Source organism: Nocardia shimofusensis NBRC 100134, from assembly GCF_001613125.1.
GTDB classification, from domain to species: Bacteria; Actinomycetota; Actinomycetes; order Mycobacteriales; family Mycobacteriaceae; genus Nocardia; species Nocardia shimofusensis.
The window spans coordinates 118,467-143,599 of the sequence record NZ_BDBT01000018.1; the positions used below are offsets into that span (position 1 = coordinate 118,467).

The window sequence follows — 25,133 nt, forward strand, 5'->3', positions numbered from 1 at the left end:
ATGCCGTCTTCGGTTCCGTGGGCTCCGGCCGGTCATGCGGCGGACGGCGGCGGAGTGAGGGGTCTCGGTGCCGGGGCGCGGTGCCGTCACTTCCGGGCGGTGTCCGCCTCCGGCCCGGGATCGTCGTCGATCCGGTCCCGGTCGGCCCATTCGAGCAGTTCGTCGATCAGGAACACCGCGTCGTCGATCCCGGCATGCAGATCGCCGAGTTCGGCGTAGCGGGCGGGCACGGTTCGCATGGTGAAGTCACGGGGATCGATCTCGGGAATCTCCGACCAGCGGACGGGGGTGGAGACCGTCGCCTGCGGGACGCCACGCACCGAGTAGGCGGCGGCGATGGTGTGGTCGCGGGCGTTCTGGTTGTAGTCGACGAACAGCAGCCGCGGATCACGGTCGCGTCGCCACCAGGCCGTCGTCACGTCCCGTGGCGCGCGACGTTCGACCTCACGGGCGAAAGCCGATGCCGCGCGGCGCAGTTCGGTGAAGGTCCACTCCGGCGCGATCCGCACGTAGACGTGCAGGCCGCGGCCGCCGGAGGTCTTCGGCCAGCCGGTCGCGCCGAGTTCGCCGAGTACCTCCTCCACGACCCCCGCCACCCGCTGCACCCGTGACCACGGGCAGTCGGGCATCGGGTCGAGGTCGATGCGCCATTCGTCGGGACGTTCGGTGTCGGCGGCCCGCGAATTCCACGGATGGAACTCCACGGTGCTCATCTGGACCGCCCACACGACCTCGGCGAGCTCACGGACACACAACTCGTCGGCATGGCGGCCATAACGCGGGAACGACACCCGGACCGTGTGCACCCAGTCCGGCGCTCCCGCGGGTAGCCGCTTCTGGTGGACCTTGTCGCCGACCAGCCCCTTCGGGAAGCGGTGCAGCATGCACGGCCGCTCCCGCAGCGCGTTGACGATGCCGTCGCCGACGCCGAGGTAGTACTGCACCAGATCGAGCTTGGTCGCTCCGGTCTCCGGGAAGTAGACCCGGTCCGGATTCGAGATACGCACGCGATGGGCGCCGACGTCGAGTTCCACCGTCGGGGGCGCCGACTTACCGGCCATCTCTGCGACCCTAGCGTCTCCCCGCGGCGCGGGCGCGTCATCGGCGCGCGCTGCTCGGGTCTCCCGCACCATGCGGACCGGATGGTCGGCTGCCAGGACAGATGCCCGCCCATCGAGACCGGTTTCGCTGGGCGGCCGGGACTGGTATGCATAGGGCATGAGCAAGGCTGCGCATATCTCGGTGACCCTGGATCCCCAGGTCGCCGCATGGGCGCAGGCGGCCGCCGAACGGCAGGACCGCAGCCTGTCCGAGGTGGTCAATGCCGCGCTCCGCACGGCCCTCGTACAGGACAGTTTGTCCGAGCTGTCGGTCGACGAGGAAGCCGAGCAGGTCGCCGCGCGCGTCGATGTCGACATCGCCGAGCAGGCGGCGGTCGATGCCCGGCGCCGTTCGCGCGGGGCCGCATGAAACGCGGGGAGATCTGGACCTACACCCCGGCACTCAGCGACGGCACACCGCTGCCTCGCCGCAGCACCGTGGTGCTGGTCTCCGATCCGGCGGTCATCATCTCGCCGTACCGGTGGGTGCACGTCGTGCCGGTGATCGACAACGACCCGGGACACGTGCTCGGCGTCTACACCGACCACGGCTGGGTCGACGCGCTCGAACTCCACCGCGCCTATCGCCCGTGGTTGAACACCCACGTCGGCAGGCTCACGCCCGACGAGACCGAAGCGCTCGACGCCAGTCTGCGAGCCACCCTCAGCCTGTAGCGGTCGGCCGTGCGCGCCGGCCTTCGCGAGATGCGACCGGCACGCCCGGCAGGTCAGGTCACGCTCGCCAAGGCGAAGGGGAGTACCGCATCGGCTCCTGCCCGGCGCAGTGCGTGTGCGGCGACGGTGAAGGTCCAACCGGTGTCGGTCCGGGCGTCCACGAGCAGGATCGGGCCCTCGACCTCGGACAGATCGGGAACCTCCCACGAGTCGTACAGCCCCGCGACGCGGTGGGCGGAGTTCGCCGCCGAGACCGGCGGCCGGTCCGGCCGCAGGGACATGGCGCCGAGCGGTCGTAGCCTGCCCACCTCGGCGAGACGGGCGGCAAGGCTTTCGGTGAGCAGCGGGTGCCGCTCGGAGGACAGAGCGAGCACCGACGTCGGGCGCACTGCCCAATCCCACTCGCGGAGTACGGCGACGCAGGCGTCGAACACGGTGTCGGGCACCGGCCCGTCCGGCCCGTCCAACAGCGCGCGCAGCCGTTGGCCCCAGCCCAGATCGGTGAGCCTGCCGACCACGCGCCCGGTCTCCGCGCCCGCGGTGATCTTTCCCGACAGCGGGACGCCGAGTTTCGCCATGCCGGTGGGCCACTGCTTGCGTGGGGCGAGGTCGATGCCGGGCCGATCGAGTCGAGCGCGGGTGGCGGCGACCGCGTCGGCGTCCACGGAGACATCGGGGCGTTGCCCGGTGCAGTTGTCGCAGCGGCCGCAGCCGGGCACCTGGCCGTCCAGGGCGGGCAGGCTGGGATCGTCGAGCTGGCGGCGCAGGAAATTCATCCGGCACCCGGTGGTGCGCTGGTAATCCAGCATCGCCTGCTGCTCCACCTCGCGGGCGGCCGCCAGCCGTTCGTAGCGGGGCGCGTCGTAGTCCCACGGCTGCCCGGTCGCCAGCCAGCCGCCGCGTACCCGGCGCACCGCGCCGTCCACATCGAGCACCTTCAGCACCATCTCCAGCCGCGACCGATTCAACTCGACCATCGGCTCCAGCGCGACCGTCGACATCGGCCGGTCGTGATCGAGCGCGTCGAGCACGCTGCGCACGATGTGCTCGCGAGGGAAGGCCACCGAGGCGAAGTAGCTCCAGATCCGGGTGTCCTCGGGGCCGGGCAGTAGGACGACCTCGGCGCGCTCGGTGCCGCGGCCCGCACGGCCGACCTGTTGGTAGTAGGCGATGGGGGAGGAGGGCGCGCCCACGTGGACCACGAATCCCAGATCGGGTTTGTCGAAGCCCATACCCAGCGCGGAGGTGGCCACGAGCGCCTTGATCTCGTTGCCGAGCAGGGCGTTTTCCAGCGCCTCCCGTTCGGCCGGATCGGTCTGACCGGTATAGGCGGCGACGTGGTGACCGTTCGAGTTCAGCACGTCGGCGAGGTCGTGCGCGGCGGCCACGGTGAGGGTATAGATGATGCCGGAGCCTGGCAGTCGGTGCAGCCTGCCGCTCAGCCACGCGGTGCGCTCCACCGCGTCGTCGAAGGTCACCACCGACAGATGCAGCGACTCCCGGTCCAAGCTGCCGCGCAGCACCAGGGTGTCGGTGCCGATCTGGGTGGCGACATCGGTGACCACCCGGTCGTTGGCGGTCGCGGTGGTGGCCAGCACGGGAACGTCGGCGCCGAGATCGGCGATGAGCGTGCGGATGCGGCGGTAATCGGGGCGGAAGTCGTGCCCCCAGTCCGAGACGCAGTGCGCCTCGTCGATCACCACGAGCCCGGCGTCGGCGGCCAGCCGGGGCAGTACCTGGTCGCGGAAGTCCGGATTGTTCAACCGCTCCGGGCTGACCAGCAGCACGTCGATCTCGCCCTGGGCCACCCGCTGGTGGATCTCGTCCCACTCGGTGACATTGCCGGAGTTGATGGTGGCGGCCACCACCCCGGCGCGCTCGGCGGCGACCACCTGGTTGCGCATCAGCGCCAGCAGGGGCGAGACGATCACGGTCGGACCGCGCCCGGCCCGGCGCAACAGCTTCGCGGAGATGAAATACACCGCCGATTTGCCCCAGCCGGTGCGCTGCACCACCAGGGCGCGCTGCCGTCGCACGACCAGCGCTTCGATGGCGGTCCACTGATCCTCGCGCAGTCGCGCGTCCGGACCGGCGAGCTCGCGGAGCAGCTCCTCGGCCCGCTCGCGCAGGTCGGGTGCGGTGAGGTCGATCGCTGGACTTCCGCTCGCCGTGGTCACGAAGCCCATCGTGCCCCACTCCACCGACAGCGCACAGCCCGGCGGTCGGCCGGATGTGGACATCGAACAATCCACATCCGGCCGGGGCAAGTCAGCCCTTCACGCAGAGCACCTGACGCAGGGTCGCCACCACCTCGACGAGGTCGCGCTGGGCATCGATGACCTCGTCGATGTTCTTGTAGGCGGCCGGGATCTCGTCGAGCACTCCGGCGTCCTTGCGCGACTCCACGCCTTCGGTCTGCGCGACCAGGTCGGCCACGCTGAACTGCCGCTTGGCGGCGTTGCGGCTCATCCGCCGCCCCGCGCCGTGCGAAGCGGAATCGAACGAGTCCGGGTTGCCCTTGCCGCGGACCACGTAGGAACGGGTGCCCATGGAGCCCGGGATGAGCGCCAGATCGCCCTTGCCCGCGCGGACCGCGCCCTTACGGGTCACCAGCATCGGCGTTCCGTCGATCACCTCTTCGGCCACGTAGTTGTGGTGGCAGGAGATCGGGACGTCGAAACGCACCTCGCGGGTCGGGAATTCCTCGCGCACGGCCTGGCACACCAGCGCCAGCATGACCGCCCGATTCCGCGCGGCATATTCCTGCGCCCACGTCAGGTCGTGCCGGTAGGCCGCCATTTCGGGGGTGTTCGCCAGGAATACGGCCAGATCGCGATCCACCAGATTCTGGTTGTGCGGCAGCTTGCGCGCGATGTCCATGTGCCGCTCGGCGATTTCCTTGCCGATATTGCGGCTGCCGGAATGCAGCAGAATCCACACCTGGTCGTCGGTGTCCAGGCAGACCTCGATGAAATGGTTGCCGCCGCCGAGGGTGCCCATCTGCTTGTGCGCCTTCGACTCGCGCGGCGCGACCCGCTCGTCGAGTTCGCCGAACCGCGCCCAGAACCGGTCCCACCCCGAGCGAAGAGTCGCCGTGGTGGCTCCGGACGGGCGTCCGGCCAGCACTTTCACCGGCACCTCGTGCTGGTGCGCGGCGAAGCCGACCGGCACCGCCGCCTCGATGCGCGAACGCAGCGACCGCAGGTCGTCGGGCAGATCCGCGGCGGTCAGATCGGTGCGCACGCTCTCCATGCCGCAGCCGATGTCCACGCCGACCGCCGCGGGCGCGACCGCGTCTCGCATGGCGATGACCGAGCCGACCGTCGCACCTTTGCCCAGGTGCACGTCCGGCATGACCCGAACGCCGTGCACCCATTCCAGCCGGGCGATATTGCGCAGCTGTTGCAGCGCCGCCGCCTCGATATCGCTCTCGTGGGCCCACATCAACGTCCGTGCCCGGGCACCGGACAGCTCGACGGGAAACATGCTTCGATCCTTCCGAATTCGCCGGCGACGGAACAGCCGCCGGCGAATTCCACGGTAGGCAGCCCCGGACGAAAAGGCACTCGAATTTCCTCAGTCGAGCAGCGCCTCGATCGCCGCGCGGTCCGGTATGGAGGCGCTCGCGCCGAGCGCGGTCGTCGCCAACGCACCCGCCGCGCACGCCCGTCGCAACGCCTGGCGCGGGCCTCGGCTCCAGGCGACCGCCAGCGCGCCGGTGAACGCGTCGCCCGCGCCGGTGGTGTCCACGACCTCGACCGCCACCCCGGGCACCGTCAGTTCCGAGCCGTCCGGTCCTCGGTGATGCGCACCGTCGGCGCCGAGCGTGGTCACCACGTGCGGGATCCGGTCGAGGACCGCACCCACCCGACGCGCCTCGCCACGGTTCACCACCGCGATGTCGACATCGGCCCACAGCTCCTCCGGAAGGTCCCGCACCGGTGAGGGATTGAGCATGGTGATCGTCGAGTGGGCCCGCGCGTGCCGCAATGCGGCGGCCACCGTCGGCACCGGCAGTTCCAGCTGGCACACCAGCATGTCCGCGTCCGCCACGACGGCGAGATCGTCCGCGTCGAGCTCGCTCACCGCCGCGTTCGCGCCGCCGACCACGATGATGCTGTTCTCACCGTTCTCCTCGACGACGATGGTCGCGATGCCGCTCGATCCCTCGACAGTGCGCAGCCGTTCGGTAGCCACTCCGGCCTCGTCGAGCAGCTCGCGCAGCCGCGGCGCGAACACATCCGAGCCGACCGCGCCGAGAAATCGCACCCGCCCGCCGGACCGGCTCGCCGCGACGGCCTGATTGGCGCCTTTGCCGCCGGGCACGGTGGCGAAATCGCGGCCCGCGATCGTCTCTCCCGGCACGGGCCGCCGTGTGACGGTGGTCACCAGATCCATGTTCACGCTGCCCAGCACCGCGATGACGGGTGCGTCTCGCGCCTGCTCCGCGCCGATGTCCATGCCCTGAACGTCCATGCCGGAACCCAACCACGGACCCGCCGCGCCCGCGGACGATCAGGAGGTGGAGCAGCCGGAAACCCGTTCGTCCCGGTGCGTAGGCTGTACCCCATGACGGTGGAGACGACGGCCGAGTTCGATGTGCGCGAAGCAGTGCACGAGGCCGCGCGTAAGGCCAGGGTGGCCGCGCGCGCCCTCGCCCAGTTGACCACCGCGCAGAAGAACGACGCCCTGCACGCCGCCGCCGACCTCCTGCTCGCGTCCGCCGAGAAGGTGCTGGCCGCCAATGCCGAGGACATCGCCGCCGCCGAAGCCGCGGGAACCGAGGCCTCGCTGCTGGACCGGTTGCGGCTGACCGAGGATCGCATCGACGGCATCGCCTCCGGCTTGCGCCAGGTGGCCGGTCTGCCTGATCCGATCGGTGTCGTCGTGCGCGGTTCGACCCTGCCCAACGGGCTGCAGACCCGGCAGGTCCGGGTGCCGCTCGGTGTGGTCGGCATGGTGTACGAAGCGCGCCCCAATGTGACCGTCGACGCCTTCGGTCTGGCCTTGAAGTCCGGCAACGCGGCGCTGCTGCGCGGCTCGTCCTCGGCGGCGAATTCCAACGCCGCGCTGGTCGAGATCCTGCGTGAAGCCCTGCGCGGGCAGGGCATTCCCGAGGAATCGGTGCACCTGCTGCCCAGCCACGACCGCTCCAGCGTGACCCACCTGATCCAGGCGCGGGGCCTGGTCGACGTGGTGATCCCGCGCGGCGGCGCAGGTCTGATCAACGCGGTCGTCCGGGACGCGACGGTGCCCACCATCGAAACCGGCACCGGCAACTGCCACGTCTACGTGCACTCCGCCGCCGATCTCGACATGGCCGAGCGCATCCTGATCAATGCCAAGACCCGCAGGCCCAGCGTGTGCAACGCGGCCGAAACCGTGCTCATCGACCGGGCTGTCGCCGACACCGCGCTGCCCAGGCTCACCGCCGCGCTCGAGGCCGCGGGCGTCACCATCCACGGCGACCTGCCCGGCCAGGTGCCCGCCACCGAGACCGACTGGGCCGAGGAGTATTTGACCCTCGACATCGCCATGAAGGTCGTCGACGACCTGGACGCCGCCGTCGAGCACATCAACACCTGGGGCACCGGCCACACCGAGGCCATCGTGACCGGTGACCTGGCCGCCGCGGGCGCCTTCACCAGCCGGGTCGACGCCGCCGCCGTCATGGTGAACGCCTCCACCGCCTTCACCGACGGCGAGCAGTTCGGTTTCGGCGCCGAGATCGGCATCTCGACGCAGAAACTGCACGCGCGCGGTCCGATGGCGTTGCCGGAGCTGACCTCGACCAAATGGATCGTGTGGGGCGAGGGCCAGATCAGGCCCGCGTGACGCGGTAGAGATTGCACCGAGCGCGATCCGTGCGCTCGGACGAGGAAGGACAGACCAGTGGCCGACGCACCCCAGGAGCCGATCTTCACCTCGGTCGACGATGTCGTCGAGCGGCTCGCCACCACCGGCTACCTGGCCGACAAATCCACGGCCACCTCGGTGTTCCTGGCCGACCGGCTGGGCAAGCCGCTGCTGATCGAAGGCCCGGCCGGTGTCGGCAAGACCGAACTGGCCCGCGCCGTCGCGCAGACCTCCGGCGCCGAACTGGTGCGCCTGCAGTGCTACGAGGGTGTCGACGAGGCTCGGGCGCTCTACGAGTGGAACCACGCCAAGCAGATCCTGCGCATCCAATCGGCCAATCATTCGGGGGCCGGTGAAAACGATTGGGCCGAAACCAAAGCCGACGTCTTCACCGAGGAATTCCTGCTCTCCCGCCCGCTGCTGACCGCGATCCGGCGCACCGATCCCACGGTGCTGCTGATCGACGAGACCGACAAGGCCGACGTCGAGATCGAGGGCCTGCTGCTCGAGGTGCTCAGTGATTTCGCGGTGACCGTCCCGGAGCTGGGCACCATCACCGCCACCCGCAAGCCGTTCGTGGTGCTGACCTCCAACGCCACCAGGGAGCTGTCGGAGGCCCTCAAACGCCGCTGCCTGTACCTGCACCTGGATTTCCCGGACGAGGAACTCGAGCGCCGTATCCTGGCCAGCCGGGTGCCGGAACTCTCGGCCGCGGTCTCGGCGCAGCTGGTGCGCATCGTGCACGTGCTGCGCGGCATGCAGCTCAAGAAGCTGCCCTCGGTCGCCGAGTCCATCGACTGGGGTCGCACGCTGCTCGCGCTCGGGATGAAGGATCTCGACGATACGACCGTGCGCGCCACGCTCGGTGTCGTGCTCAAGCATCGCAGCGATCACGAACGCGCGCTGTCCGAGCTGAAACTGGCCTGACATGAGCGCCGGATCGTCCCCGCAGACGCCGGTGTCGTTGCGCGCCGAACACGGCATCCCCGGACACCTCGTCGGCTTCGTCGAGGCGTTGCGGGCGCGCGGCATCCCGGTCGGCCCCTCGGAAACGGTGGACGCGGGCCGCGTCGTGACCGTGCTCGACCTGTTCGACCGCGAGGTGCTGCGCGAGGGCCTGGCGTGCGCCCTGCTGCGTCGCACCACCCACCGTGCCACCTTCGACGGGCTGTTCGACCTGTGGTTCCCGGTCGCGGTCGGTGAGCGGGCCGCCGTCGACGAGATCGTGGACATCCCGCGCAAGCCCTCCGGCGAGATCGACATCCCCGCACTGCGGGAGATGCTGGCCGAGATGCTGGCCCAGCAGGACTCGGACGGGCTCGACCAGATGGCCGCCCAGATGGTCGAGCAGATGGGCCAGTACCAATCCGCGCGCGGCCCGTCGTTCTCGGCCTACCAGGCGCTCAAGGACGTGCAACCGCAGACATTGCTGGCCAAGATCCTGGCCGGGATGGCACTCGGTCCCGATGCGGGCGAGTTCGAGACCGAGGTCGCCCGGCGCGCCGCCCGGCAGCGCATCGAGGGATTCCGCGCCAGTGTCGACGCCGAGACCCGCAGGCGGGTGGCCGAGCGGATCGGCAAGGAGCGAGTCGCCAACTACGGTGTCGCCCGCCAGGCCGAAGATGTGGACTTCCTGCGCGCGTCCGAACGCGAACTCGCCGAACTGCGGCGCGGCACCCAGCGGCTGGCCAGGGTGCTGGCCTCTCGGCTGGCCGTGCGTCGCAGGCAGCACCGGCGCGGTGAGATCGACCTGCGGCGGACGCTGCGCAAGTCCATGTCCACCGGGGGCGTGCCGATCGATCTGGTCAACAAGAAGCCCCGCCCGGGACGTCCGGAACTGGTTCTGCTGTGCGATGTCTCGGGTTCGGTGGCCGGCTTCAGCAACTTCACGCTGCTGCTGGTGAGCGCGTTGCGCGAGCAGTTCTCCCGGGTGCGGATCTTCGCCTTCGTCGACAACACCGACGAGGTGACCCGCTTCTTCGACCCGCATACCCAGCTGGACCAGTCGATGACGCGCATCCTCACCGAGGCCGATGTGGTCGGCTTCGACGGGCACTCCGACTACGGCAACGCGCTGCGGTCCTTCGCCGAACAGTTCCCCGACGCCGTCACCAGCCGCAGCTCGCTGCTCATTCTCGGTGACGCCCGCACCAACTACCGCGACCCGGCTCTGGGCACCCTGCGGGAACTGGTGGCCACCGCCAAACACGCGCACTGGCTCAACCCCGAGCCCACCCACAACTGGGGATCGGGCGATTCGGCCGCCGACAAGTACGTCGACGTCATCGAGATGCACGAATGCCGTTCGGCCAGGCAGCTGACCGAGGTGGTCTCCCGCTTGCTGCCGGTCTGATCGCCGCCATGCGCGAGCGGTTAACGGCCGGGGCGGGTCTGTCGATCCTGTCTCGAACGAGAGATCGCCCGAGCGCGGCGTGGCTTCGCCGTGCCCGCGTTCAGGATTTGTTAAGCGATTCGTTGGGGGAGCCCTCCAGCATTCGCCGCCATGGGGAGTACGACGCCCGACGGCGTGACATCGACCGACCCGGATCCCGGTCCGGCCGACGAGGCGACCAGGCTCGGGGAACTGGCCGCAGGCAGTCTGCTGAGTGCGCCCGCGGAGGCCGAGCGGTATCTGCGCGCGGCGCTGGCCGCGGGAACGGGACTTCTGCCGGAGGAGCAGATCGCGCGACTGCACGCGCAACTGGTCACGGCGCTCTCCGGTGCGCCCGATCGCGAGGTGGAACTCGCCGAGGTGGCACTCGACGCCGCGCGGCACTGGGAAGAGTTGTCCGGCGACACCGCCACCCACCTGGTCTTCGTGGCCGCCCGCGCCCTGCACCGCGCGGGCCGTCATACCCGTGCCGCCGAGTTGTTCGCCCGCGGTCTCGCGAAGGCCGCGCCCTATCCGGTCCCCGAGATGGCGGTGTTGCGCGGTCAGTACGGCCGTTCGCTGCGGTTGCTGAGCGATCATCGCGGGGCGGCTCGGCAATACCTCGCGGCCGCGCACGCGATCCGCGGGCACGCCGACCAGCGGGAACTACGGGCCGAGCTCACCTGGTCGGCGGCTTCGGCGCTGGATGCCTGTGGAGCCGACGGCCCTGCCGCGCTCGCCTACCTGCGCGCGGCCGAGCTGTGGGGCGAGCTCGGTCGCATCGGTCCGCGCGCCCGCTGCCTGCGCTCGGCGGCCTGGCTGCGATTCTGGGCGGCTCCGACCGGTGAACTGCGCAGACCGAGCATCGAGGCGCTGCGCACCCTGCTGGCGGAATTGCAGGAGCGCGCCGAGCTCCAGCCCAGCAGGGAGATCGCCAACGAGCTCGATCACACCCGTCGCCAGCTCACCGACATGCTCGACTGAGGTCGCAGTAAGCTCGCTTCTCATGCACGAGACAGGGGCGGTCCGCCGCAAGCTGGGCGTGATGGGCGGCACGTTCGATCCGGTCCACCACGGACATCTGGTCGCCGCCAGCGAGGTCGCGCACCGGTTCGAGCTGGACGAAGTGATCTTCGTCCCCACCGGCCAGCCGTGGCAGAAGGCGCACAAGACCGTCAGTCCGGCCGAGGACAGGTACCTCATGACGGTCATCGCGACCGCCTCCAACCCGCGGTTCTCGGTCAGTCGCGCCGACATCGATCGCGGGAAGGTCACCTACACCGTGGACACCCTGCGCGAAATGAAGGCGCAGTATCCGGATGCGCAGCTGTACTTCATCACGGGTGCGGACGCACTGGCGAACATCCTGTCGTGGCAGGATTGGGCCGAACTGTTCGAACTGGCCAAGTTCGTCGGGGTGAGCCGTCCGGGCTACGAACTGAACACCGATCATCTCGAGGAACATCTGCGTGAGCTTCCTGCCGATGCGGTGACGATGCTCGAGATCCCGGCGCTGGCGATCTCCTCGAGCGAGTGCCGTCGCCGAGCCGCGCAGAGGCGGCCGGTCTGGTACCTCGTCCCGGACGGCGTGGTGCAGTACATATCGAAGCGGCATCTGTACGTGCCGGAGTCAGCGGAAGGTAGCTGAGTTGAACGAGAACGAGTACCGCTCGGAGGTGAGCGGGTGAGCGCGTCCGCCGAAGCGATCGCGATGGCCGAAGTGGCGGCCCGCGCGGCCGACGAGAAGCTGGCCACCGATGTGGTCGTGCTCGACGTCTCCGAGCAACTGGTGATCACCGACTGCTTCATCATCGCCTCGGCGCCGAACGAGCGCCAGGTCAACGCCATCGTCGACAACGTCGAGGAGAAGCTGCGCGCGGTCGGGCACCGGCCCGTGCGACGGGAGGGCACCCGCGAGGGTCGCTGGGCGTTGCTGGACTACGTCGACGTCGTCGTGCACATCCAGCACAACGACGAACGCAATTTCTATGCACTGGAACGGCTGTGGAAGGACTGCCCGGTCCTGCCGGTCGAGGGTGTCGGAGGGGCGCGGCCGGAGGCGGCCGCCGAGGGAGAAAACGACGCGTGAACAAGTACGCCGGCGTCCGCACGCTGATCCTGCTGCGGCACGGGCAGACGGAGTGGAACGCCTCCGATCGCATGCAAGGCCAGATCGACACCGACCTCACCGAGCTGGGCCGTCGGCAGGCGAAAGAAGCCGCCCGCGAGCTCGTTTCGCGTAACGCCCTCGCCATCGTGACCTCGGACCTGCGTCGCGCCCACGACACCGCACTCGCGTTCACCGAGCACATCGACGTGCCCATCACCGTGGACCCGCGCCTGCGCGAGACCCATCTCGGTGACTGGCAGGGACTGACGCACATCGACGTCGATGCGCAGGCCCCGGGCGCGCGGGTGGCATGGCGGCTGGACGCCACCTACCGCCCGCCCGGCGGGGAGAGCAAACTCGAGGTCGGCGCGCGAGCGCTGCCCGTGGTCCAGGAGTTGTACAACGAGCGGCAGGATTGGCCCGGCGGGACTATCATCCTGGTGGCGCACGGCGGGCTGATCGCCGCCTTGACGGCCGCGCTGCTCGAACTGCCGCCGCAGAACTGGCCGATCCTCGGTGGACTGGCCAATACCAGCTGGGTGCAACTGAGCAGCCACGGTCCAGGCATCGACCAGCCCGGCTGGCGTCTCGATGTGTGGAACGCAGCGGCGAAGGTAGCACCCGATGTCCTCTGATGAGCCCGACCGGTCGGTGCCGGACGAACTGTTCCGGAAGGTGAGCGCCAGACCGGAACGACAACTGCCCGACGCGCTTTTCGGCGGCCCACCTGCCGCCGCGGCGGATCCCGTACCAGAGGAAGCGGCAGAGGACGAGGCCTCGACGGCGAAGGGTCGTCCGCGCTCGGCGGCCGAGGATGCGCGGTCGGTGCCGGACGAGCTGTTCAAGCAGAAGGTTTCGGCCAAGGCCGAACGGCAGTTGCCTGACCTGCTTTTCGGTGGCCCGTTTCCCAGTTCGCCTGTCGCAGTGGCGTCGTCCGGCCCCGAGGACGAGGAAGCCGGATCGGCGGGCGCGGCTTCGGCGGCCGAGTCCGTGGCCGATGAGATCGAGTCCGACGAAGCCGGGGATTCGCCGGTCGCCGAGGCTGGTGCCGGCTCGTCCGGCACGGAAGCCGCTGCGGATACGGCTCCCGCCTCCGACGGTCGAGTCGCTGAGGCGGGTCCGATGTCCGGAGCGGAGTCCGAGCCGGATTCGGTGGCGGATGCTGCCGAGGGTGTCGGCGCTGCCGTTGTCGGCGTGGAGGATTCGGCTGCCGAAGTCGGTTCTGCCGGGACCGACGCCGCGGGCACCGATTCGGATTCGGTGGTGACGGGAGCGGATGCTGCGGTCGGAGCCACCGAGGCCGAGGATTCCGAGATGGCCACGGCCGTAACCGATGTGGTCGTCGAGACGAGTTCCGGCGACACGGGCGCGGAGACCGAGGTGAGCGCTTCCGGCACCGCCGTGACCGGTGAGGCCGTGACCGGTGAGGCCGTGACCGGCACCGTCGCGACCGGTGAGGCCGTGGAGGACGCGGCAAGTGAGCAGGACACCGCATCCGATGCGAGCGCAGATGCCGCATCGTCGTCGCAGGTGGCTGCTGCCGAGCAGGCGCCCGTACCGGCTGAGACGTCCCAGCGCCCGGTCTTGATCGTCATCGCCGATTCACTGGCCTACTTCGGTCCCAAGGGCGGACTGCCCGCCGACCATCCGCGGATCTGGCCGAATCTGGTCGGCGCGGAACTGGATTGGGATGTCGAACTGGTCGGCCGGATCGGCTGGACCTGTCGCGATGCCTATTGGGCGCTGATCGGCGATCCCCGGATCTGGGCGGCCGTGCCGAAGGCGTCGGCGGTGGTGTTCGCGGTGGGCGGTATGGACACGCTGCCCTCGCCGCTGCCCACCGCGCTGCGGGAGCTGATCCGCTACATCCGCCCGCCCGGCCTGCGCCGGGTGGTACGCAACGTCTACAACTGGTGGCAGCCCAAGCTGTCCAAGCTGGGCCGTCCGGTGGCATTGCCGCCGCGGCTGAGTGTCGACTATCTGGAGCAGTCGCGGCAGGCGATCACCCAGCTTCGTCCTGATCTGCCGGTGATCGCGGTGCTGCCCTCGGTGCACAACTGCGATGCCTACGGGCGGGTGCACTCCGGTCGTCCCCGTGCGGAGAAGGCGTTGCGCGCGTGGTCGCAGAAGACCTCGGTGCCGCTGGTGGATCTCGCGGAGGCGGTGCGCGAGAACATCTTCTCCGGCGACGCCAATCCCGACGGCATCCACTGGGGCTGGGACGGTCACACCGCGGTCGCGAACGCGATGGTGAAGACCTTGCAGGAGGTTCGGTAGTCCGTGGCCGTCGTGGTCGTCACCGATTCGTCGGCCGGCCTGCCCACCGCAACGGTGGACGAGCTGGGCATCGCCGTGGTCCCGTTGCACGTGCTGGTCGGTGACCGCGCGATCCGGGACGGTGTCGACCCCGTCGAGATCGATTACAGCTCGGACACCGTGACCACCTCGGCGGCCTCGCCCGGCGAGATACGTGAGGTCTACGAGCGTGCCTTGGCCCGCAGTGGCGGCGACGGCGTGGTCGCGGTGCATCTGTCCCGCCAGCTCTCGGCCACTTGGGAAGCGGGCAGGCAGGCTGTCCGAGACCTCGGCCAGGACGAGAACATCCGTCTGGTCGATTCCCTGGGCGCGGGCCTGGCCACCGGCCTGCCGACGTTGGCCGCGGCGCGATCGTCGGCACGGGGCGCGACGCTGGACGAGGTCTACGAGGCCGCGGTCACCGCGGCGAACAGGGCACGCACGTTCATCCTGGTCAACCGCACCGAGCAATTGCGCCGCGGTGGCCGGTTGAGCACCGCGGCCTCGTTCTTCGGCAGCGAACTGGTGACCAAACCGATCCTGCAGATCGTCGAAGGTCGGCTGGAACTGCGGGAAAAGGCCCGTACCCGCTCCAAAGCCCACGCCCGTCTGATAGCCGCCGCGGTCGAAGCGGCGGGCGTGGACGGCGCCGCCGTCGCCGTGCAGCACCTCGGCGCCGCCGACACCGCCGAGCACATCGCGAACCAACTGCGCGAGCGGGTTCCCGGCGTGAAGGAACTCATCGTGGCGGAGTTCGGTCCCGTGCTCGGCGTGCACCTCGGCCTCGGCGCGGTCGGGGTGCTCGTCGTCCCCGGTGGATGCGGGTGAGCGGTCCCGGCTCAGGTCGCCGGAATCCGAGTTCTGCACAGCCCCAGGGTTGTCCACAGCCCGACTGAACTCCCAGGTCGCCGATCCGTGCGTGAGAACCGTTGTCCCTACTCTCGCCGACATGGTGCGATATGACGAACGCGAGCGGCGTCGCCGCCGGCTGGGGGTGTTGTCCGACCGAGTGAGTGCGAGCCGCGCGGCGGTGCTCGCGCCGGGGCGGGCAGCGGCGGCCGAGCCCCCGGACCGTGTGCACCTGCGCTCGACGGATCGGGCGGGCCGCGATGCTCGGGCCCGGGCCCGGGACGCGTCCTCCGATGCTCCGTCGCGGTGGCACCTCGAAGGTCTGCCGGACGATCCGGACGGGCGGGGTCCGGTGGTCGCTGAAAGGGGGACCGTGCGTCGAACCGTCGACATCGACGACGTGCGGGCGCCGTCGGCAGTCGCCGAAGTCGACGAAGTGACCGATGTCGGAACGCCGGACTGGCTGCGCGACCAGCCCGGTCGGGACAGCGACGACGATGTGCCGGGCGGACGATTCGGTGGCGCACGGGTCGATCCGGGCCGTCGTGGGGCACTCACCTTGGCGGTTGTCGGCTTGATCGCGGTGGTCGTCACGGCGTTCGTCGTGATACGTCAGCGACCGGTTTCCTCTCCCGTTCCGCCGCTCGCCTCGGTGCAGACGACGACCGTGGGCCCCGGCGTGCCCTCGACCGTGGCCCAGCAGGCGGAGGCCGGCGTTTCCGCCCAGGTCGACCCCGACGCGCCAGGTGAAATCGTGGTCAGTGTCGTGGGGCTGGTCCACCGGGGCGGACTGGTCCGGCTTCCCCCGGGAGCCCGCGTCGCCGACGCCGTCGCCGCAGCGGGCGGCGCACGCGAGGGGGCGGACCTGACCGGGATCAACCTGGCGCAGCGGGTACGAGACGGCGATCAGATCCTCGTCGGCGCCGCCCAGCAGGACGGATCGCCCCAGCTCGGCAGCGTCACCGTCAGCGGGTCGGGGACGGGGCACGGTGCGGCGGACACCACACCGGAAAACGGGCCGAGCGGCACGGTGGATCTCAACGTCGCGACCGAGGCGCAACTCGACGCCCTGCCCGGCGTCGGCCCCGTGACCGCCCGCGCGATTATGAACTGGCGCAACGCGAACGGCCGGTTCACCTCGGTCGACCAGCTCGCCGAAGTCGACGGCATCGGCCCTGCCCGCCTCGCTCGCCTGCGAGACCTGGTGACGGTATGACCCCTCGGAGAAGCGCGGTGCGGACCCGTCGAGCGCCGTCCGCTGTACCGGCATCGAGGTGGTGGACGCGGCCTGTCTGCCCGGCCGGGTTCTCACCACCCGCGACGACGATCGGAGCGTCTGCCCGACGTATCCGGGACACCGTGGTCGGAGAACGCCGTGGCCCGAGGGACGTGCTCGACGCGCGACTGTTGCCCGCCGCCCTGTGCTGCTGGATGACGACCCTCGTGGTGATTCGCGGCGGATGGCCGGTCGGTGTCGTTGTCGCCGTGGTGGTCTCGGCCTCCAGCGTGGCCATCTGGGTGATATCGCGAGCGAAGGCCGCCGGGGTGCTCGCGCGCGGCGGCACCGGGGCGCGGCGGCACCGGGTCTGGGCGGCGGTTGTTGTCGCGGCGTCGGGGCTGACGCTGGGTTTCGCCCTGTCGGCGGGGTGGCGGGTGCATCAGGTGGATGTCCACCCGTTGGGGGACATGGGGGAGAGGGCGCGTATCGAGGTCACCGTGACACCGAGCGGTGATCCGAAACCGTTGCGCGGCAGATCGTTCGACGGTCGGCAGCAGTGGGTGGTGCGTGCCGAGCTGCGGGAGTACCGGCGTGGCGGAGTCCACACGCGCGGTGGCGGAGCGGTCGTGGTGCTCGCCGGTGGTCCCGGCTGGGCCACGTTGTCGCCGGGGCAGGCGATCACGTTCGATGCTCGGGTCGGCCGACCCGATCGGCGCGATCTCACGGTGGCGGTTCTGCGCGCGGAGGGGCAACCCGCGATCGCGGGGCCGCTGCCGTGGTGGCAGCGGGTCGCGGGGGTGGTGCGCGCCGACCTGCGTGCGGCGGCGACGCGGGCGCTGCCGGAGGAAGCGGCCGGGCTACTGCCCGCGCTGGTGGTCGGGGATACCGGCGGGCTGGCGGAGTCGGTGCGCGACGAGTTCGAGATCGCGGGATTGCAGCACCTGTGTGTGGTCAGCGGCGCCAATTTCGCGATCGTGGGGACGGCGGTGCTGGCTGGTGCTCGCAGGCTGACGTTGGGCCCGCGGGCGTCGGTGGGGGTGGCAGCCGGAGCGATGGCGATGTTCGTGGTGATCGCGCGGCCCGATCCGAGCGTGCTGCGCGCCGCCGCGATGGGCGCGGTGACCTTGATCGCGTTGCTGACCGGTCGACGAAAACAGGCGCTGCCCGCGTTGTGCGCCGCCGTCATCGGCGTGCTGCTGATCTGGCCGGAACTGGCGGTGAGCGCAGGCTTCGCATTGTCGGTGCTGGCGACCGGCGGGCTGATCCTGCTCGCACCGGACTGGTCGGACCGGCTTCGGGATCGGGGATGGTGGCGGCTGCCCGCCGAACTCGTCGCGGTGTCGGCGGCTGCGTTCACGGTCACGCTGCCGATCATGGTGGCGCTGACGGGGCGCGTCAGCGTGGTCGCGATCGCGGCGAACGTCCTGGTGGCGCCGGTCGTCGCGCCCATCACCGTGGTCGGCGCCCTCGCCGCCGCTGTCGCGTGGCTGTGGCTACCTCTCGCCCAGGCGGTCTTGCACCTGGCGGCGCCGCCGATGTGGTGGTTGCTGACCGTCGGCGACCGTGCCGCGGGCCTGCCCGGTGCGGCGATCGACGTGCCGGGCGGGACCGCGGGCGGGATCGGTGCCGCTGCCGCCGCGCTCTCGGTTGTCTTGTTGATTCGTTCGCGCGCGCCGATCGGTCGTCCGGCTCCGGGTACGGTTCGCTCGGCGGCGAGCACCCGTCCACCCACTCGGTTCCGATCACCCGGCCGCGGTCCGTAGGATCGGCCGGGTGAGCGAACGGCCGGCGTCGGTACACCTTGTCCTCGGTGAGGAAGAGTTGCTGATCGAGCGTGCGGTGACCGCGATCGTGTCGGCGGTCCGGGCCGTCGCGCCCGCTCCCGACGCGGTGCCCGTGGATCGGCGGCGGGCGGGCGATGCCGGTCCGGCGGAGCTGGCCGAGCTATTGAGTCCCTCGCTGTTCGCCGAGGACCGGGTGATCGTCCTCGAGTCCGCGGCCGAGGCGGGTAAGGAAGCGGCGGGGCTGATCGCCGACGCCGCGAAAGACCCCCCGGACGGCGTCGTGCTGGTGGTGCTGCATTCCGGCGGCGGCCGGGCCAAGGCGATGGTGCCCGCGCTGCAGAAGGCGGGTGCGGTGGTGCACGACTGCGCCAAGCTGACCAAAGCCGCCGAACGGGTCGAGTTCGTGCGCGCGGAGTTCCGGGCCGCGGGAGTCCGGGCCTCCGGCGATGTGGTGCAGGCGTTGCTCGAGTCGGTGGGCTCGGAACTGCGCGAACTGGCCGCCGCCTGTTCGCAGCTGGTGGCCGACACCGGCGGCAAGGTCGACGTCGGGGCGGTGCGGCGCTACTACTCGGGCAAGGCGGAGGTGACCGGATTCGAGGTGGCCGAACTCGCGGTGACCGGCGACCGGTCGGCGGCCATGGAGGCATTGCGGTGGGCCACCGATCGCGGGGTGGCGCATGTGCTGCTCGCCGACGCGCTGGCCGATTCGGTGCACACCATCGCGCGCGTCGGTTCGGCGGGACGGGGCGATCCGTTCGCGCTCGCCCAGCAACTGGGGATGCCGCCGTGGAAGGTGAAGAAGGCGCAGGCGCAGGCTCGAGGATGGACCCCCGCCACCATCGGCGCGGCCCTGCAGATCGTGGCGGGCCTGAACGCCGAGGTGAAGGGCGGGGCGGCGGACTCCGGCTACGCCCTCGAAAACGCCCTCGGCCGCATTCTGGACCTGCGCGCTACGAACTGATCGTCCGGACAGCCGACCGCCGGAGGGAAGGCAGGCCTCCCCATCTGTCGAATCGCCGCGGACGACGACCTTCGCGGCGACAGACTCTCCTCGGGAGACGGCAAGTGGGAGCCCGCGAAGACGGACTCCCACCAGGTTCGCACGACGGCACCCGCCTACATACGACAGCCGACTACTGTCGGCGGACGGCGCCGGTCGGCGGGCAGACGCCGGGAGATCACTCGACGGTGGCGGCGATCACCAGTTCCTCATCGATGTCGGACTCGTCGAAACGGCCCTCCCACTCGTCGTACACCGGGACCTCGTCCTCCCGGGTGACGATCCATTCGGCCGTGTAGACGCCCTCGTCATCGGGAACCATGACGTTTTCGATACGCAGGCCGATGCCCAGCACCTCGGCGGCCCGGATCACGTCCGGCAGATCCTCTGCTCTGACCACGGTCTGATTCGCGTAGACGGTTACCATGCGCGGAATGGTAGCCGCACGGGATGACAGACGTCCGATGGGCTCAGCGAGCGTGCACGACAAAAGCCGCCGTGGTCATCGAGGCCGCGGCGGCTGCGTCAGCGAAAGCTGGTCCCGGCGTGCGGGACCGGGATGTCAGAGCTTGTTGAGGGCCAGCGCGAGCGCCGACTTCTTGTTGGCGGCCTGGTTGGCGTGGATGACGCCCTTCGAGGCGGCCTTGTCCAGCTTGCGGCTCACGAACTGCAGGCGCTCGGCGGCCTTGTCCTTGTCGCCGGCCGCGGCGGCTTCGCGGAAGCTGCGGATCGCGGTGCGCAGCGCGGACTTGACCGACTGGTTGCGCTTGCGCGCCTCCTCGTTGGTACGAATCCGCTTCACCTGGGACTTGATGTTGGCCACGCCTGTTCCTCGTGTTCCTGTCGCTGAATGGTTGCTTGAGAAGTCTTGCGAAGACGAAACTCCGGAAAATCGGGTCACGCCATGCCGAATGTCGAGGGTACCAGCCCCGACCCGGCACAACGAAATCGCCTCCGGTCGGTGGTCGTTGTCCCGGGCATCCGCCTGGCGTAGCTTTCCAGACAGGATCGTTCCGGCAATACCTCGTCTGGCACAGCGGCAGCAAACGGCTCGAGATGGACGGAAGGTGTGTCTGTATGTCTCCGACGGCGCAGGAAGTGGTGGAGGAATTCGCCGAGAACCGGCCGATTCCCGACAGCAAGAAGTGGGCGGCGGAGGGGTTCGGCACCTTCGTGCTGGTGATGAGCGGTGTCGGCACGGCGGTGCTGGCAGGCGACCGGGTCGGGGCGCTCGGCGTCGCACTGGCCTTCGGTCTGGCGCTGATGTTCCTGGTCTACTCGATCGGTCCGCTGTCGGGCTGCCACGTCAATCCGGCGGTCACCCTCGGTCAGCTGATTCTCGGGCGGGTATCGGCGGTGAACGCGGCCGGCTATGTGGTGGCGCAGCTGATCGGCGCGTTCCTCGCCGGTCTGGTGTTGTTCGCGCTGGCGAAGAATCTGCCCTCCTACGACCGCGCGGTCGACGGGCTCGGCGCCAACGGCTGGGGGCCGCACAGTCCCTCGGCCGCCACCGGGCCGCTCGGCGAGGTCGTCGTCCAGGACGGCTACGGGTTCGCGGCGATGGTGATCGTCGAGGTCGTGCTCACCGCGATCCTGGTCTTCGTGGTGCTCGCCTCCACCGATCAGATCTCCGACGTCCCACTGGCCGGCCTGTCGATCGGCGTCACGCTGGCGGTGCTGCACCTGATCTCGATCCCGGTCGACAACACTTCGGTGAATCCGGCGCGCAGCCTCGGCGTCGCCTTCTACCAGGACGGCGCGGGCGGTCAGGTGTGGGCGTTCGTGGTGTTCCCGCTGATCGGCGGGGTGCTCGGGGCGCTGATCTACGGCCTGCTGTTCGGCCGCCGCCGCGAGTTCGTCGAGGCCGAACTCGTCGACATCGAAGCCGTCGACATCGAGGGTGTCGACACCAGGGGCACCGGCACCAGGGGCACCGACACCAGGGGCACCGACACCAGGGGCACCGACACCAAGGGCACCGATACCAAGGGCACCGATACCAAGGGCACCGACACCAAGGGCACCGATACCGAGTGACACCCATCCGGTGAACCTGGCCGCCACCCCGGGATCACCGGCCGGTGATCAGCTCCAGTTGTATTCGACGACGAGCCGGTGCGCGACGAGGTCGAAGGTTTTGCGGGGCATGATCGCGCCTTCGCGGCGGATACCCGCTTCCGGCACGTCGAGCACCCGGTCCAGCCGCACCCAGCTCGGCCTGCCCTGGTGGTCCCAGTCGCCGCTGCCGACAGCCAGCCAGTTGCGATCGTGCTGGCGTTCGGCGTTGGAGGAGAGCATGAGCCCGAGCAGGGTGCGCTTGTCCCGGCCGACGACGAGCACCGGGCGGTCCTTGCCGTTGCTCGGATCCTCTTCGTAGGGAACCCAGGTCCACACGATCTCGCCCGGATCGGCGCGCCCGTCCAGATGCGGTGCGTAGACGATCTGCCTGGCCCGCTGCGCGGTCGGTACGGGCAGCGACGCGGCCGGACGCCCGGCCGCCGACGACGGCGAACGCCGCTGCGTGATGCCGCCGACCAGGCGCTGGACCAGTCGCGGTCCCTGCTGCGCGGCGATACGGGGGCCCTGTTGTTTCGCGATCGTGCCCAGCTGCTTGCCGATAGCGTTCCAATTACGCGCCATCTGTGGAGAATAACGGCGCTCGCCCCGTCGGGCCCGGGACCGGTGGCGATCGGGCTCGCGCGCACATGGGACGATGGGGACAGTTTGCCGATACCCAGCTGAGGAGTTCAGTGCCCGCCAGCTTCGCCGACACGACGTTCACCGATCCGTCGCGGATCCGGAACTTCTGCATCATCGCGCACATCGACCACGGCAAGTCGACGCTGGCCGATCGGATGCTGCAGCTCACCGGTGTGGTCGAGGAGCGGGCGATGCGCGCCCAGTACCTGGACCGGATGGATATCGAGCGTGAGCGCGGCATCACGATCAAGGCGCAGAACGTGCGCCTGCCGTGGCGCGTCGGCGAGACCGATTACGTCATGCACCTCATCGACACCCCCGGTCACGTCGACTTCACCTACGAGGTCTCCCGTGCGTTGGAGGCGTGCGAGGGCGCGATCCTGCTGGTCGACGCCGCGCAGGGCATCGAGGCGCAGACGCTGGCCAACCTGTATCTGGCGCTGGAGAAGGATCTGACGATCATCCCGGTGCTGAACAAGATCGATCTGCCCGCCGCCGATCCGGATCGCTACGCCGCCGAACTCGCCCACATCGTCGGCTGCGAGCCCTCGGATGTGCTGCGGGTGTCCGGCAAGACCGGCGTCGGCGTGCCGGAGCTGCTCGACGAGGTGATCAAGCAGGTGCCCGCGCCGGTCGGCGACCCGGACGCGCCGGCCAGGGCGATGATCTTCGACTCGGTCTACGACACCTACCGCGGCGTGGTGACCTACGTGCGCGTGGTGGACGGCAAGCTCACCCCGCGCGAGAAGATCAAGATGATGTCCACCGGCGCGACCCACGAACTGCTCGAGATCGGCATCGTGTCCCCGGAGCCCAAGCCGACCACCGGTCTGGGGGTCGGCGAGGTGGGCTACCTGATCACCGGCGTGAAGGACGTGCGCCAGTCCAAGGTGGGCGACACCGTGACCGCCGCGCGCAACGGCGCCACCGATCCGCTCACCGGCTACCGCGAGCCGCGGCCGATGGTCTACTCCGGCCTGTACCCGGTGGACGGCTCGGACTACCCGGATCTGCGTGACGCGCTGGAGAAGTTGCAGCTCAACGACGCCGCGCTCAGCTACACCCCGGAAACCTCGGTGGCGCTGGGCTTCGGCTTCCGCTGTGGCTTCCTCGGCCTGCTGCACATGGAGATCACCCGCGAGCGCCTGCAGCGCGAATTCGACCTCGACCTCATCTCGACCGCCCCGAACGTGGTGTACCGGGTGGAGATGGAGGACGGCTCCGAACACGTCGTCACCAACCCCTCGTTCTGGCCGGAGGGCAAGGTGCGCAAGGTGTTCGAGCCGGTGGTGAAGTGCACCGTCATCTCCCCGAGCGAGTTCATCGGCTCGATCATGGAGCTGTGCCAGGCGCGCCGCGGGGAGCTGGGGGGCATGGACTACCTGTCGGAGACCCGCGTCGAGCTGCGCTACACCCTGCCGATGGCCGAGATCATCTTCGACTTCTTCGACTCGCTCAAGTCGCGCACCCGCGGCTACGCCAGCCTCGACTACGAGGAGTCCGGCGAGCAGATCTCGGACCTGGTGAAGGTCGACATCTTGTTGCAGGGCGAAGCGGTGGACGCGTTCTCGGCGATCGTGCACAAGGACGCCGCGCAGGCCTACGGCCACAAGATGACGACCAAGCTGCGCGAGCTGATCCCGCGCCAGCAGTTCGAGGTGCCGATCCAGGCGGCCATCGGCTCCAAGATCATCGCTCGTGAGAACATCCGCGCGATCCGCAAGGACGTGCTCGCCAAGTGCTACGGCGGTGACATCAGCCGAAAGCGCAAGCTGCTCGAGAAGCAGAAGGAAGGCAAGAAGCGGATGAAGACCATCGGCCGGGTGGAGGTCCCGCAGGAGGCCTTCGTGGCCGCGCTCTCCTCGGACGCCGCCGCGGACAAGCCGAAAGAGAAGAAATAGCAGTAGTGCATATGTGGCGATCGTCACACTGCGGTGACCTGCCTGTGCTGAAGATGTGACAGCCGGGGCCTGCGGAAATATCGTAAGGAGATCTTCTCTCGGTCGGCCGGGTGAGGATGGCCGGCAATCCCGAGACGTGGAGCCCTTATGAAGCGCGACCTGCCTTTCGACGACGACACCGCTGTCACCGCGGCCGGAGACGACACCGCCTACAAGATCGCCACCGGGGTGGCGCGGGTGGCGCGAGCGGGCGCCTATGTCACCGGCGGTGCGCTGGTCGCCTCGCACGGCACCGGTAGCTCCGGACAGTCCGACGGGCAGCAGCTCGACAGCTGGAACGCGGGCTGGGCCTACAACAGCGACCCGCAGCCGGATATGCCGAGCCCGGTGGTGACTTTCCCCGACCCGGTGCCGAGCTTCGTCTACGACTCCGAACCGCTGCCCGGCTCCGTGCCCGGTTTCGGCGACGCGCCCACCGTGGTCGATATGACGGTCGCCGGGCACGATCCGGCCGACGGTACGCAGAGCGCGCAGTCCTACGGCGATTTCCCCGAGTACGACGAGTACTGGCGCGATTCCGGCGACTCCGCGGATCACGGCAGTGGTGGATACGGCAGCGGTTACGACTACGGCGCCGACAGTGGTCCCGGTCCGGTCGAGGGCCCGGTCACCGGCGGCGGCTACGGTCCCGGCCACGAAGATCCCTCGGACTGGTGGCGGCCGGACGGTTTCGGTCTGCCCGGACACGGCACCAATCAGCCCGGTTACGACTTCGGCGCTCCCGGTCTGAACGATCTGATCGCGCCGGGCGTGAACCCTTTGCTGCCGACGACACCCGCCGCCGGGGAGATCGAATCCGAGGACGCCGCCGAGGATTCCGGACCGCGCGCCGAGGACTGGTACGGCGGCTTCGATCCGTTCCAGGGCAGGGATCCGTTCGACGGCGTCGGCGAAGGGGCGGGCGAAGGCTTCGGCGTCTGGATCGAGACCGACGCCTACGCCCAGATCTGGGCCAAGGTCGATGTGGATCTCGAGATCGGGCCCAAGGGCATCTACTTGACCACCGACGTCCGGGTGGACGCCTCGGCGGGGCTCACCGTCAAGGCGGCCGCGGGCGACAACGTCGGCGAGCAGATCGACAAGATCTCCGAATGGATGGACGGCAGCCGTCCCGGCACGACCGGCAATCGTCTCAACGAGCAGTCCGGCAGTTCTTCCTCGACCGCGGGTGCCGCGGGCACCGCCCCGGCGGGCGCCGGCACGGGTTCGCCCG

The 25,133-nt window shown here is 69.7% G+C and carries 22 protein-coding genes and 2 pseudogenes; 17 read left to right on the plus strand and 7 right to left on the minus strand.

Annotated features, from left to right (window positions below; genetic code table 11):
• Nucleotides 1–86 precede the first annotated feature (86 nt).
• On the minus strand, nt 87–1,061 hold the full coding sequence (gene ligD, locus NS3_RS18460) for a non-homologous end-joining DNA ligase (RefSeq protein WP_067861285.1): 975 nt from the start codon (nt 1,059–1,061) through the stop codon (nt 87–89).
• 157 nt (nt 1,062–1,218) lie between these two features.
• Here ligD and NS3_RS18465 point away from each other — a divergent pair, with 157 nt between their 5' ends.
• Together NS3_RS18465 and NS3_RS18470 are read left to right on the plus strand one after the other, a co-directional pair.
• Nucleotides 1,219–1,470 (plus strand): hypothetical protein, encoded by a 252-nt coding sequence (locus tag NS3_RS18465; RefSeq protein ID WP_067861287.1) that lies wholly within the window; start codon nt 1,219–1,221, stop codon nt 1,468–1,470.
• A complete protein-coding gene (locus tag NS3_RS18470; RefSeq protein WP_067861290.1) occupies nt 1,467–1,775 on the plus strand; it encodes a hypothetical protein in 309 nt (102 codons plus the stop codon). The genes NS3_RS18465 and NS3_RS18470 overlap by 4 nt, the downstream gene beginning before the upstream one ends.
• A gap of 53 nt (nt 1,776–1,828) precedes the next feature.
• On the opposite strand, the gene NS3_RS18475 is transcribed toward NS3_RS18470, so the two are convergent.
• From NS3_RS18475 to NS3_RS18485, 3 genes are all read right to left on the minus strand, one after another.
• Complete coding sequence (locus NS3_RS18475) at nt 1,829–3,961, minus strand: RecQ family ATP-dependent DNA helicase (protein WP_067861292.1); 2,133 nt, start codon at nt 3,959–3,961, stop codon at nt 1,829–1,831.
• A gap of 82 nt (nt 3,962–4,043) precedes the next feature.
• A complete protein-coding gene (locus NS3_RS18480; protein WP_067861294.1) occupies nt 4,044–5,261 on the minus strand; it encodes an RtcB family protein in 1,218 nt (405 codons plus the stop codon).
• Between the two features lie 90 nt (nt 5,262–5,351).
• Nucleotides 5,352–6,251, minus strand: coding sequence for a ribokinase (locus NS3_RS18485; protein ID WP_245649682.1), 900 nt, complete (start codon nt 6,249–6,251; stop codon nt 5,352–5,354).
• 93 nt (nt 6,252–6,344) lie between these two features.
• On the opposite strand from NS3_RS18485, the gene NS3_RS18490 reads away from it, so the two are divergent.
• The 12 genes from NS3_RS18490 to holA all read left to right on the plus strand — a co-directional run bounded on the left by NS3_RS18490 (nt 6,345) and on the right by holA (nt 19,220).
• Nucleotides 6,345–7,610: a glutamate-5-semialdehyde dehydrogenase gene (locus NS3_RS18490; protein ID WP_067861296.1), complete on the plus strand. Its 1,266-nt coding sequence runs from the start codon at nt 6,345–6,347 to the stop codon at nt 7,608–7,610.
• Nucleotides 7,611–7,667: 57 nt separating this feature from the next.
• A complete protein-coding gene (locus NS3_RS18495) occupies nt 7,668–8,558 on the plus strand; it encodes an AAA family ATPase (protein WP_067861298.1) in 891 nt (296 codons plus the stop codon).
• Between the two features lies 1 nt (nt 8,559).
• Nucleotides 8,560–9,984, plus strand: a complete 1,425-nt coding sequence (locus tag NS3_RS18500) for a vWA domain-containing protein (RefSeq protein ID WP_067861303.1) — start codon at nt 8,560–8,562, stop codon at nt 9,982–9,984.
• Nucleotides 9,985–10,134: 150 nt separating this feature from the next.
• Nucleotides 10,135–10,986 carry a hypothetical protein gene (locus NS3_RS18505; protein ID WP_157101412.1) on the plus strand — a complete coding sequence of 284 codons (852 nt, stop codon included), beginning with the start codon at nt 10,135–10,137 and terminating at the stop codon, nt 10,984–10,986.
• Nucleotides 10,987–11,008: 22 nt separating this feature from the next.
• The gene (gene nadD, locus NS3_RS18510) at nt 11,009–11,650 is read left to right on the plus strand and encodes a nicotinate-nucleotide adenylyltransferase (protein WP_067861307.1); all 642 of its coding nucleotides are present in this window, start codon (nt 11,009–11,011) and stop codon (nt 11,648–11,650) included.
• Nucleotides 11,651–11,686: 36 nt separating this feature from the next.
• The gene (rsfS, locus tag NS3_RS18515; protein ID WP_067861313.1) at nt 11,687–12,091 is read left to right on the plus strand and encodes a ribosome silencing factor; all 405 of its coding nucleotides are present in this window, start codon (nt 11,687–11,689) and stop codon (nt 12,089–12,091) included.
• Nucleotides 12,088–12,747: a histidine phosphatase family protein gene (locus NS3_RS18520; protein ID WP_067861314.1), complete on the plus strand. Its 660-nt coding sequence runs from the start codon at nt 12,088–12,090 to the stop codon at nt 12,745–12,747. The genes rsfS and NS3_RS18520 overlap by 4 nt, the downstream gene beginning before the upstream one ends.
• Nucleotides 12,748–13,642: 895 nt before the next feature.
• Nucleotides 13,643–14,389 (plus strand): diglucosylglycerate octanoyltransferase, encoded by a 747-nt coding sequence (gene octT / locus NS3_RS30450; protein ID WP_067861360.1) that lies wholly within the window; start codon nt 13,643–13,645, stop codon nt 14,387–14,389.
• Between the two features lie 3 nt (nt 14,390–14,392).
• Nucleotides 14,393–15,235: a DegV family protein gene (locus tag NS3_RS18530; RefSeq protein ID WP_067861315.1), complete on the plus strand. Its 843-nt coding sequence runs from the start codon at nt 14,393–14,395 to the stop codon at nt 15,233–15,235.
• A 394-nt stretch (nt 15,236–15,629) separates the two neighbouring features.
• On the plus strand, nt 15,630–16,472 hold the full coding sequence (locus tag NS3_RS18535) for a ComEA family DNA-binding protein (RefSeq protein WP_245649684.1): 843 nt from the start codon (nt 15,630–15,632) through the stop codon (nt 16,470–16,472).
• A gap of 143 nt (nt 16,473–16,615) precedes the next feature.
• Nucleotides 16,616–18,238 (plus strand): ComEC/Rec2 family competence protein, encoded by a 1,623-nt coding sequence (locus NS3_RS18540; protein WP_218018261.1) that lies wholly within the window; start codon nt 16,616–16,618, stop codon nt 18,236–18,238.
• Between the two features lie 10 nt (nt 18,239–18,248).
• The gene (gene holA, locus NS3_RS18545) at nt 18,249–19,220 is read left to right on the plus strand and encodes a DNA polymerase III subunit delta (protein ID WP_067861317.1); all 972 of its coding nucleotides are present in this window, start codon (nt 18,249–18,251) and stop codon (nt 19,218–19,220) included.
• A gap of 217 nt (nt 19,221–19,437) precedes the next feature.
• Here holA and NS3_RS18550 read toward each other — a convergent pair whose 3' ends face one another.
• Together NS3_RS18550 and rpsT are read right to left on the minus strand one after the other, a co-directional pair.
• On the minus strand, nt 19,438–19,686 hold the full coding sequence (locus NS3_RS18550) for a hypothetical protein (protein ID WP_067861328.1): 249 nt from the start codon (nt 19,684–19,686) through the stop codon (nt 19,438–19,440).
• A gap of 135 nt (nt 19,687–19,821) precedes the next feature.
• Nucleotides 19,822–20,082: a 30S ribosomal protein S20 gene (rpsT, locus tag NS3_RS18555; protein WP_040795068.1), complete on the minus strand. Its 261-nt coding sequence runs from the start codon at nt 20,080–20,082 to the stop codon at nt 19,822–19,824.
• A 254-nt stretch (nt 20,083–20,336) separates the two neighbouring features.
• On the opposite strand from rpsT, the pseudogene NS3_RS18560 reads away from it, so the two are divergent.
• Nucleotides 20,337–21,104 (plus strand): annotated as a pseudogene (locus tag NS3_RS18560) (aquaporin); the annotation flags it as partial.
• A 240-nt stretch (nt 21,105–21,344) separates the two neighbouring features.
• On the opposite strand, the gene NS3_RS18565 reads toward NS3_RS18560, so the two are convergent.
• Entirely contained in the window at nt 21,345–21,899 is a 555-nt protein-coding gene (locus tag NS3_RS18565) for a type II toxin-antitoxin system PemK/MazF family toxin (RefSeq protein ID WP_067861330.1), read from the minus strand.
• Between the two features lie 65 nt (nt 21,900–21,964).
• Between NS3_RS18565 and lepA the strand changes: the two genes are divergently transcribed.
• Together lepA and NS3_RS18575 are read left to right on the plus strand one after the other, a co-directional pair.
• Nucleotides 21,965–23,860 carry a translation elongation factor 4 gene (lepA, locus tag NS3_RS18570; protein WP_067861331.1) on the plus strand — a complete coding sequence of 632 codons (1,896 nt, stop codon included), beginning with the start codon at nt 21,965–21,967 and terminating at the stop codon, nt 23,858–23,860.
• A 147-nt stretch (nt 23,861–24,007) separates the two neighbouring features.
• Nucleotides 24,008–25,133, plus strand: a pseudogene (locus NS3_RS18575) (hypothetical protein); the annotation flags it as partial.

Coding starts and splice junctions, on each gene's coding strand:
- NS3_RS18470 (WP_067861290.1), top strand. CDS start 1,467: ATGAAACGCGGGGAGATCTGGACCTACACCCCGGCACTCAGCGACGGC.
- NS3_RS18505 (WP_157101412.1), top strand. CDS start 10,135: ATGGGGAGTACGACGCCCGACGGCGTGACATCGACCGACCCGGATCCC.
- lepA (WP_067861331.1), top strand. CDS start 21,965: ATGGGACGATGGGGACAGTTTGCCGATACCCAGCTGAGGAGTTCAGTG.
- nadD (WP_067861307.1), top strand. CDS start 11,009: ATGCACGAGACAGGGGCGGTCCGCCGCAAGCTGGGCGTGATGGGCGGC.
- NS3_RS18565 (WP_067861330.1), bottom strand. CDS start 21,899: ATGGCGCGTAATTGGAACGCTATCGGCAAGCAGCTGGGCACGATCGCG.
- NS3_RS18475 (WP_067861292.1), bottom strand. CDS start 3,961: ATGGGCTTCGTGACCACGGCGAGCGGAAGTCCAGCGATCGACCTCACC.
- NS3_RS18480 (WP_067861294.1), bottom strand. CDS start 5,261: ATGTTTCCCGTCGAGCTGTCCGGTGCCCGGGCACGGACGTTGATGTGG.
- NS3_RS18485 (WP_245649682.1), bottom strand. CDS start 6,251: ATGGACGTTCAGGGCATGGACATCGGCGCGGAGCAGGCGCGAGACGCA.
- NS3_RS18465 (WP_067861287.1), top strand. CDS start 1,219: ATGAGCAAGGCTGCGCATATCTCGGTGACCCTGGATCCCCAGGTCGCC.
- NS3_RS18490 (WP_067861296.1), top strand. CDS start 6,345: ATGACGGTGGAGACGACGGCCGAGTTCGATGTGCGCGAAGCAGTGCAC.
- NS3_RS18550 (WP_067861328.1), bottom strand. CDS start 19,686: ATGGTAACCGTCTACGCGAATCAGACCGTGGTCAGAGCAGAGGATCTG.
- NS3_RS18500 (WP_067861303.1), top strand. CDS start 8,560: ATGAGCGCCGGATCGTCCCCGCAGACGCCGGTGTCGTTGCGCGCCGAA.
- ligD (WP_067861285.1), bottom strand. CDS start 1,061: ATGGCCGGTAAGTCGGCGCCCCCGACGGTGGAACTCGACGTCGGCGCC.